This is a genomic window from Natronomonas sp. EA1 (assembly GCF_051195035.1).
Lineage (GTDB): Archaea > Halobacteriota > Halobacteria > Halobacteriales > Haloarculaceae > JBNTJV01.
Genome location: NZ_JBNTJV010000007.1, coordinates 88467 through 96293, shown reverse-complemented (window position 1 = coordinate 96293; position 7827 = coordinate 88467). Strand labels below are relative to the sequence as shown.

Here is a 7827-nt window from a genome sequence, read left to right as displayed (position 1 = left end):
CAAACCGGGTCGAGAGGCACTCAAAGAGATTGTCAGAGCAGTTCTCTGACTCACCAACAATGTACTTCACAAGAGCGAACAGCCTTTCACGCCGTCGCTTCCTGCAGGCGACGGGTGGTACCGCGGGCGCAGTTGCCCTCGCCGGATGTACCGGCGGTGAAGACACCCCCACGCCGACCGAGGAGCCCACCGAGGGCGGCGGATCGACCGAGGAGCCGACGGAGACGTCGACGCCGGCCCCCCAGAAGGGCGGCACCCTCGAACTGATCAACTCCACGATCACGACGTTCGACCCCATCAAGGCGACGGACACCGCCTCGGGCCGCATCATCCAGCAGGTCTTCGACGCGCTGATGAACTACCCGAACGGCGAGACCGCCGTCGTCAAGCAGCTCGCCGAGTCCTACGAGACCAGCGACGACTTCACGACGTACACCTTCAACCTGAAGCAGGGCGCGACCTTCCACAATGGGAAGGAGGTCACCGCCGACGACATCATCTACTCGTGGGAACGGCTCGCGGGCTCGGACAACTCCAACCGCGTCTACTTCATCCTCGACTCGCTCGGCATCAAACACGAGACCGACAGCGACGGGAACTACGTCCCCGGCTCGCTCGCGGTCCGGGCCCCCGACAAGTACACGCTGGAGTTCGACCTCCAGCAGGCGTTCGCCAGCACCCTCTCGATGCTCGCGTACACCTCGTTCGCGGCCATCCCGAAAGGGATCGTCGGCGAGGGAGCAAACGACAACCCCGAGGAACACAAGCAGTTCGCCACCCAGAACCCCATCGGTGCGGGTGCGTTCCAGTTCGACTTCTGGAACCAGGGCGAGGACGCACAGGTCGTCCGCTACGACGACTACCACGGTGACGTGGCGTTCCTCGACGCCGTCCACTGGGCGGTCATCGAGGACCCGAACGCCGCGTACCAGTACGTACAGAACAAGAACGCGGACGCCTTCGGCATCCCGACCTCGAAGTACAACCCCTCGCTGGCGACGATCAACCGGACCGACGACCTCGGCCGCGAGATCGGGACCTACGGCCCGATGCAGAACGGCGAGACCGTCGCCTACGCGCGTGTCCCCGAGGTGTCCACCTTCTACTTCGGCTTCAACACGAACAACGTCCCGAAGCCCGTCCGTCAGGCCGTCGCCTACGCGACGAACCAGAAGGAGTTCGCCGACCAGGTCTTCAAGAGCCGCGTCGCGCCGGGGTATCACCTGACGCCGCCGCTCATCTACCCCGGTGGCGGGAACGCGTACCGCAAGCACGCCGAGGAGAACTACCCCTACGGCTACAACACGGTCGACCTGCAGTCCGCAAAGCAGGTCATGGAGGACGCTGGCTACGGCGAGAACAACCGCTTCCAGCTCACCTTCACCCACTACGTCTCCGACACGTGGAACCAGATGGCCCAGATCCTGCGCGACCGCCTCTCGGCCGCGTACATCGACATGCAGATCGAGTCCGCGGAGTTCTCGACGCTGCTCCAGCGCGGCCGCTCCGGTAACCTCCAGGCGTACACGCTCGGCTGGATCGCCGACTGGCCCGCGCCGGACAACTTCCTCCAGCTCATCTACCCGCCGCGGACGGACACGTCGCAGCCCGGGCCGCTCACCTACACGAACTGGGACGACCGGAACACGGCCGCGAAGCGGAAGGCGAAGAACGCGTACGAGCGCGTCACGTCGAACCGCCAGCCCACCGAAGAGGCCCAGCAGATTCGCAACGAGGCCTACGTCGCGATGGAGGAGGCGAACTGGGAAGACGTCATCCTCGTCAACACCTTCCACGGCATCAACGAGCCGATGCACTACAACGACGTGCACATCCCGCTGCACGGTGCCATGGGCCCGTCGCGTATGATGCACAACCACACCTGGAAGGAGCAGTAGACCACCCGAATCCGACCTTTCTTTCGACGCCGCCCGCCGCATAGCGGGTCGTGTGGTCGGACCGATACACGTGTACTGACACAGACATATTCGAACCCGGAGCGATACCGCGAAGATAATGCTACACCGCCCGTACCCCGCGATTCGGCGAGGAACGAAAGAGATAATTGCCGAAAACAGCAAATCCATATCAGCCGCATTAATAATGAGACACCCTCACAGCCCGGAAGGTGAGCACGCGTGAGCCGGTGGAACTACTTCCTCCGGCGGGTACTCCTCGCGATACCCATCCTCGTGTTCTCCACGTCCATCACCTTCCTCATCATCCGTGCGGGTCCCACGGACCCCGTAGCCGCGATTCTCGGCCCGACGGGCGACCCGCAACAGTATCACGAAATCGCCGTACAGCTCGGTATCGAACGCAAGGTCGGGCCCAACCAGTGGGTCGACGTCCCGCTGTGGGAGCAGTACCTCGATTTCATCGTCGACCTGTTCACCTTCAACCTCGGGACGTCGTGGGTCATCAGCCCCGACACCTCCGTCTACGATGTGATGGCCTCCCGTGCGCCGAAGACCATCTGGCTCGGCTTCTGGTCGGTGCTCGTGGCCCTGTTCGTCGGCATCCCGCTCGGCTTCTACGCCGGGTTGAACCCGAACACGCTCTCCGACTACTCCGCCTCGTTCGGGGGGATCGTCTGGCGCGCCATGCCGAACTTCTGGCTGGCCGTCATCCTCTCGGGCATCCTCACCCAGTCCGAACAGCTGTTCGGCGTCGCGTGGGAGAACTTTCTCGTCCAGACGGACGGGGTCATCGGCGCCCCCGACCTGAGGACGATCTACCGGCCGCTCGAGGCCGGCTTGACCGTGGCGAACGTCCAGACGGCGTTCACCAACCTCGTCGCCGCCATCAAGTGGATCCTCCCGGCCGCGCTCGTGCTCGGCTCCTCCTCGATGGGCAACGAGATGCGGATCGGCCGCACCGCCGTCTTAGAGACCATCAACTCGAACTACGTCGAGACGGCGAAGGCGAAGGGGCTCGGCCCGCGCATCATCGTCTGGAAGCACGTCTTCCGGAACGCGCTCATCCCGCTCGTCCCGATCATCACCGGCGAGGCGTTCCTGCTCATCGGCGGGTCCGTCCTCGTCGAATCCGTCTTCGCCATCAACGGCATCGGCCTGCTCTACTTCAAGGCCGTCAAGCAGGGCGACCTCCCGCTCGCGGGCGGGCTCATCTTCATCTTCATCGTCCTGACGCTCGCGATCAACATCATCCAGGACTTCCTGTACACGCTTATCGACCCCCGCGTGGGGTACGAGGACTGACAAATGAGTGTAACCACCGTCACCGAGGACGCACCGCTTCTCGAGCGGATCCGGAACAACCCCCGTCCGGCCATGCTCTGGCTGGCCGGGTTCGCGCTGCTGCTCGTACTCGAAATCGGCGCGCTGGCGACGGCGCTCGTCGATTTCGCCATCGCCTTCAGCAACGCCATCCCCGGGGGCAACCCCGGCATGGAGTTCCTCACCGGCCTGCTCGATGCCGCCAAACAGATCCCGACGCTGCTCTCGCGCGAGACCATCCCGAACCAGGGGTACGACGCGAACGGCGTCGACAAGGTCATCCAGCCGAAGAACGGCTCGCCCCGCTACATCTTCAACGGACCGTGGAAGAGCACGTTCATGGGTCTCTCCCCCAAACACGCGTGGCTGCTCCGCGTGGGGCTCGTCTACGCCTACTCGTTCCTCTTCATCGGCTGGCTGGTCCGCGGCTACTTCGTCTTCCGCAAGCACTACCGGTATGCGGACTGGACGCCGCGTGACGACGTGGTGAACCGGCTGCGCTCGCACCGCTGGGGCCAGTTCGGCTTCCTCATCGTCGTGATGTTCCTCACGCTGGCGCTGTTCGCGCCGGCGCTCGGTCCCACGACCGTCGACCAGAACATCAAGCGCCCGTACGAACACACCGTCCAGTACTTCGACACGCAGACCGACTCCGTCCAGGAGGTCGCAGTCGGCACCGCCAACCTCGCGGCCGCCTCCGACGGCGCCGGCTCGAAGAACACCGGCCCGTGGGAGTACGACCAGTACTCGCGGTTCCACCCGTTCGGGACCTTACCGACCCCCGGGAAGGACCTGTTTACCTTCATGGCCGCGGGCGCGAGGATCTCGCTGTTCATCGGGCTCGTCTCCATCGGCATCAGCGGCGGGCTCGCGGCGATATTCGGCCTCCTCACGGCCTACTACAAGGGGCTGGTCGACCTCGCCGTGGTCATCGCGGGGGACTCCATCATGACCATCCCGCAGCTCCTGCTTCTGATCCTCGTGTCAGTGGTGTTCGCCCAACACTGGCTCTCGGATATCTACAACGGCGGGTTCCTGATCGCGCTCATCTTCGGGTTCACTGGCTGGCCGTTCCTCTGGCGGGCCGTGCGTGGGCCCGCGTTCCAGGTGGCCGAACAGGAGTGGGTGGACGCCGCCCGTTCCTACGGCCAGCGGGCCACCTCGACGATGAAGAAGCACATGCTGCCGTACATCCTCGGCTACCTGCTCATCTACGGCTCGATGACGCTGGGTGGCATCATCATCGGCACCTCCGCGCTGTCGTTCCTCGGGCTCGGCATCGAGCCCCCGACGCCGGAGTGGGGCCGAGCCATCTCGATGGGACAGGGGTACGTCGCGACCCAGTCGTGGCACATCTCCTTCATCCCCGGCGTGCTCATCGTGCTCGTCGTCACCGCGTTCAACGCGATGGGTGACGGCATCCGCGACGCCATCGACCCGAAGAGTGGTGGTGGCGACGCCGGCAGTGAGGTCGCGGCCGCCGGAGGTGGTGGCGGATGAGCCTCCAACAGCAGCGCGCCCGCGAGGAGCCCGTCCTCGCCGTCGAGAACCTGCGGACGGCCTTCTTCACCGACAAGGAGGTCATCCGTGCCGTCGACGGCATCTCCTTCGACATCCACGCGGGGGAGACGGTCGGCATCGTCGGGGAGAGCGGCTCCGGGAAGTCCGTGACGGCGCGGTCCATCATGGGCCTCGTCGAGAGCCCGGGGCGTATCCTCGACGGCTCCTCCATCCGGTTCCAGGGTGAGGAGCTCGTCGGGAAGACGCAGGCGCAGTACCGGAAGCTCCGCGGCTCCGGCATCGCCATGGTGTTCCAGGACCCGCTCACCTCCCTGAACCCCGTCTACACGGTCGGGAACCAGATCAAAGAGGCGCTCCGGCTCCACCAGGGACTCCGCGGGACGGAGGCGACGAAGGAGGCCATCAACCTCCTCGAGGCCGTCTCCATCCCCGACGCCCGCCGTCGCATCAACGAGTACCCCCACCAGTTCTCCGGCGGGATGCGCCAGCGGGCCGTCATCGCGATGGCGCTGGCGTGTGACCCGGAGCTGCTCATCTGTGACGAGCCGACGACGGCACTCGACGTGACCATCCAGGCGCAGATTCTGGAGCTCCTGAAGGAGCTCCAGGAGGAGCGCGGGCTCGCCATCATGTTCATCACCCACGACATGGGTGTCATCGCGGACATCGCGGACCGCGTGAACGTGATGTACGCGGGCGAGGTCATCGAGAGCGCCCCGGTCGGGGAGCTGTTCGAGAACCCGAAACACCCGTACACGCAGGGACTGCTCCAGTCGATTCCGGGGATGCACCCCGGTGAGGAGCGCCTGCGCACCATCGAGGGGGACGTGCCGACGCCGAACGAGCCGGCGACCTACTGCCGGTTCGCGCCGCGGTGTCCCGAGGCGTTCGACGCCTGCGACGCGGTCCACCCCGTGAACGTCGAGGTGGGACGCGACGACACCGACCACACGGCGGCGTGTCTGCTGTACCCCGAGGACCAGTCCCGCGAGGAGGCGGTGGAGACCCACCGCGCCCGCGGTGAGACGCAGGAGGAGATCCGATGAGCGAAGCCATCAACACCGACAGCGTGGACGCACCGGCACGCGACGACGTGCTCGTCGACGTGAACGACCTGAAGACGTACTACGAGACGGGCGGGCTGCTCAACGACAACCCCGTGAAGGCCGTCGACGGCGTGGACTTCCAGATCCACCGCGGCGAGACGCTGGGACTCGTCGGGGAGTCCGGCTGCGGGAAGACCACCCTCGGGCGCACCCTCGTCCAGCTGGAGAAGGCGACGAGCGGCGAGGTGCTGTTCGACGGGCGCGACATCACGACCCTCTCCGGCGCGGAGCTGAAAGAGTGGCGGCGGGACGCCCAGATCGTCTTTCAGGACCCCGAGTCCTCGCTCAACGACCGGATGACGGTCGGGGAGATCATCCGCGAGCCGCTGGACGTCCACGACTGGCCCAACCTCGCCGTGAAGGTCATCGCCGACGGCCCTTCCACGGTGAACGGGAAGCTCGTCACCGAGGCCGCCCCGGACGCGACCGGCCGGAACGTCGACCTTACGGTCACCGTCACGGGCGGGAGCTACGAGCTCGACGTGCGCGAGGAGATGCCGCTCGACCCCGCCTCGGATATCGACGTGCGCGTCGATGCGAGCGGCGGGACGACGGCGGTGACGGTGAACGTCACGAAATCCAAAGACCGGATGCGCCGGGCGCACGTCCGCCAGCTGCTGGAGACCGTCGGTCTGCGCGAGGAGCACTACTACCGCTACCCGCACCAGTTCTCGGGCGGCCAGCGCCAGCGAATCGGCATCGCCCGCGCGCTCGCGCTCGAACCCGAGTTCGTCGTGCTCGACGAGCCGGTGTCGGCGCTCGACGTGTCCGTGCAGGCGAAGATCCTGAACCTCCTGGACGACCTCCAGACGGAGTTCGGGCTCACCTACCTGTTCATCGCCCACGACCTCTCGGTCGTTCGCCACATCTGCGACCGGGTCGCGGTGATGTATCTGGGGAACATCATGGAGCTCGGCCCGACCGAGGAGCTGTTCGACGAGCCCGCGAACCCCTACACGTTCTCGCTGCTCTCGGCGATCCCGGAGCCCGACCCCAGTTCGGAGAAGAAGCGGATCACCCTCCGGGGGACACCCCCCAGCCCGCGTGACCCGCCGGTCGGCTGTCCGTTCTCGACGCGGTGTCCGGCGAAGATCCGCCCCGACCAGTACGCCGACGTGGACGACGAGGTCTGGGAGGGTATCGAGGTGCTCCGCGAGATCGTCCGCGAACGGTCGCGGGCGGACCGCTCGCTCACCGAGATCGCGAAGTCGTATCTCGGCATGGAGACCCGCTTTTCGGACATCTCCGAGCTGACGGCGGAGGTGTTCGGCGACCTCGAAGTGCCGCCGAACGTCCAGACGCACATCGACGAGGCCGAACGGCTCGTCGCCAGGAACAGAGAGGACGAGGCGGTCGCGTACCTCCGCGAAGAGTTCGGCAGCGAGTGTGACACCCGGAAACCCGAGTTACACACCGTGAGCGAGGCCGGGCGCACCTCGCTGTGTCACCGCCACGAGGCCGAACACGACGAGCCGGGGACCATCCTCGGCGAGGCGTTCGACGTCTGATGGCGGCGGCCCGTCGCTCGACGTGGGCGCTGCGCGCGCTCGACGGCCTGCAGTACGGCGTCGTCCTCTCGGGCGTCGTCGTGCTCGTGGCGTCGGTCGCCGCGTACGCCCTCGCGCTCGTGGCGCGCGGGCCGGACGCCATCGCGACCGTGCGGCCGCTTCTGGCCGCGAAGTGGCTGCTGTTCGTCCTGGGCTTCTTCTTCATGGCGCTGGGCGCGTTCCGCCTGCGCCCGGCCGCCCCGTACAAGCAGAACGCCCGGTTCTCGCTCGACCTGTCGAACTCGCGTGACGCGGAGGGGATCGCCGCGCTCGCCGGCCGACTCCCACCGCTGTCGCGGTTCGACCCGTCCCCCACCGAGCGCCTCTCCACAGGAGGTCGGCTGCTCGTCGGGAGCGTCGTGATGCTCGCCATCTCGCTACTGCTCGAACTCGGCGGCGTTCGCATCTGACCAA

Annotated in this window: 6 protein-coding genes; all 6 read left to right on the top strand. The window is 66.3% G+C overall.

From position 1 onward, the window contains the following. The first annotated feature begins 59 nt into the window (after positions 1 to 59). A complete protein-coding gene (locus ACQUQR_RS17010) occupies positions 60 to 1898 on the top strand; it encodes an ABC transporter substrate-binding protein (RefSeq protein ID WP_435197591.1) in 1839 nt (612 codons plus the stop codon). Positions 1899 to 2138: 240 nt separating this feature from the next. After that, entirely contained in the window at positions 2139 to 3221 is a 1083-nt protein-coding gene (locus ACQUQR_RS17005; protein WP_435197590.1) for an ABC transporter permease, read from the top strand. A gap of 3 nt (positions 3222 to 3224) precedes the next feature. Then, complete coding sequence (locus ACQUQR_RS17000; protein ID WP_435197589.1) at positions 3225 to 4739, top strand: ABC transporter permease; 1515 nt, start codon at positions 3225 to 3227, stop codon at positions 4737 to 4739. Continuing rightward, complete coding sequence (locus tag ACQUQR_RS16995) at positions 4736 to 5806, top strand: ABC transporter ATP-binding protein (RefSeq protein WP_435197588.1); 1071 nt, start codon at positions 4736 to 4738, stop codon at positions 5804 to 5806. Before ACQUQR_RS17000 ends, ACQUQR_RS16995 begins: the two co-directional genes overlap by 4 nt. Continuing rightward, on the top strand, positions 5803 to 7374 hold the full coding sequence (locus ACQUQR_RS16990; RefSeq protein WP_435197587.1) for an ABC transporter ATP-binding protein: 1572 nt from the start codon (positions 5803 to 5805) through the stop codon (positions 7372 to 7374). Before ACQUQR_RS16995 ends, ACQUQR_RS16990 begins: the two co-directional genes overlap by 4 nt. Further along, on the top strand, positions 7374 to 7823 hold the full coding sequence (locus tag ACQUQR_RS16985) for a DUF7555 family protein (RefSeq protein WP_435197586.1): 450 nt from the start codon (positions 7374 to 7376) through the stop codon (positions 7821 to 7823). The genes ACQUQR_RS16990 and ACQUQR_RS16985 overlap by 1 nt, the downstream gene beginning before the upstream one ends. The last annotated feature ends 4 nt before the right edge of the window (positions 7824 to 7827 follow it).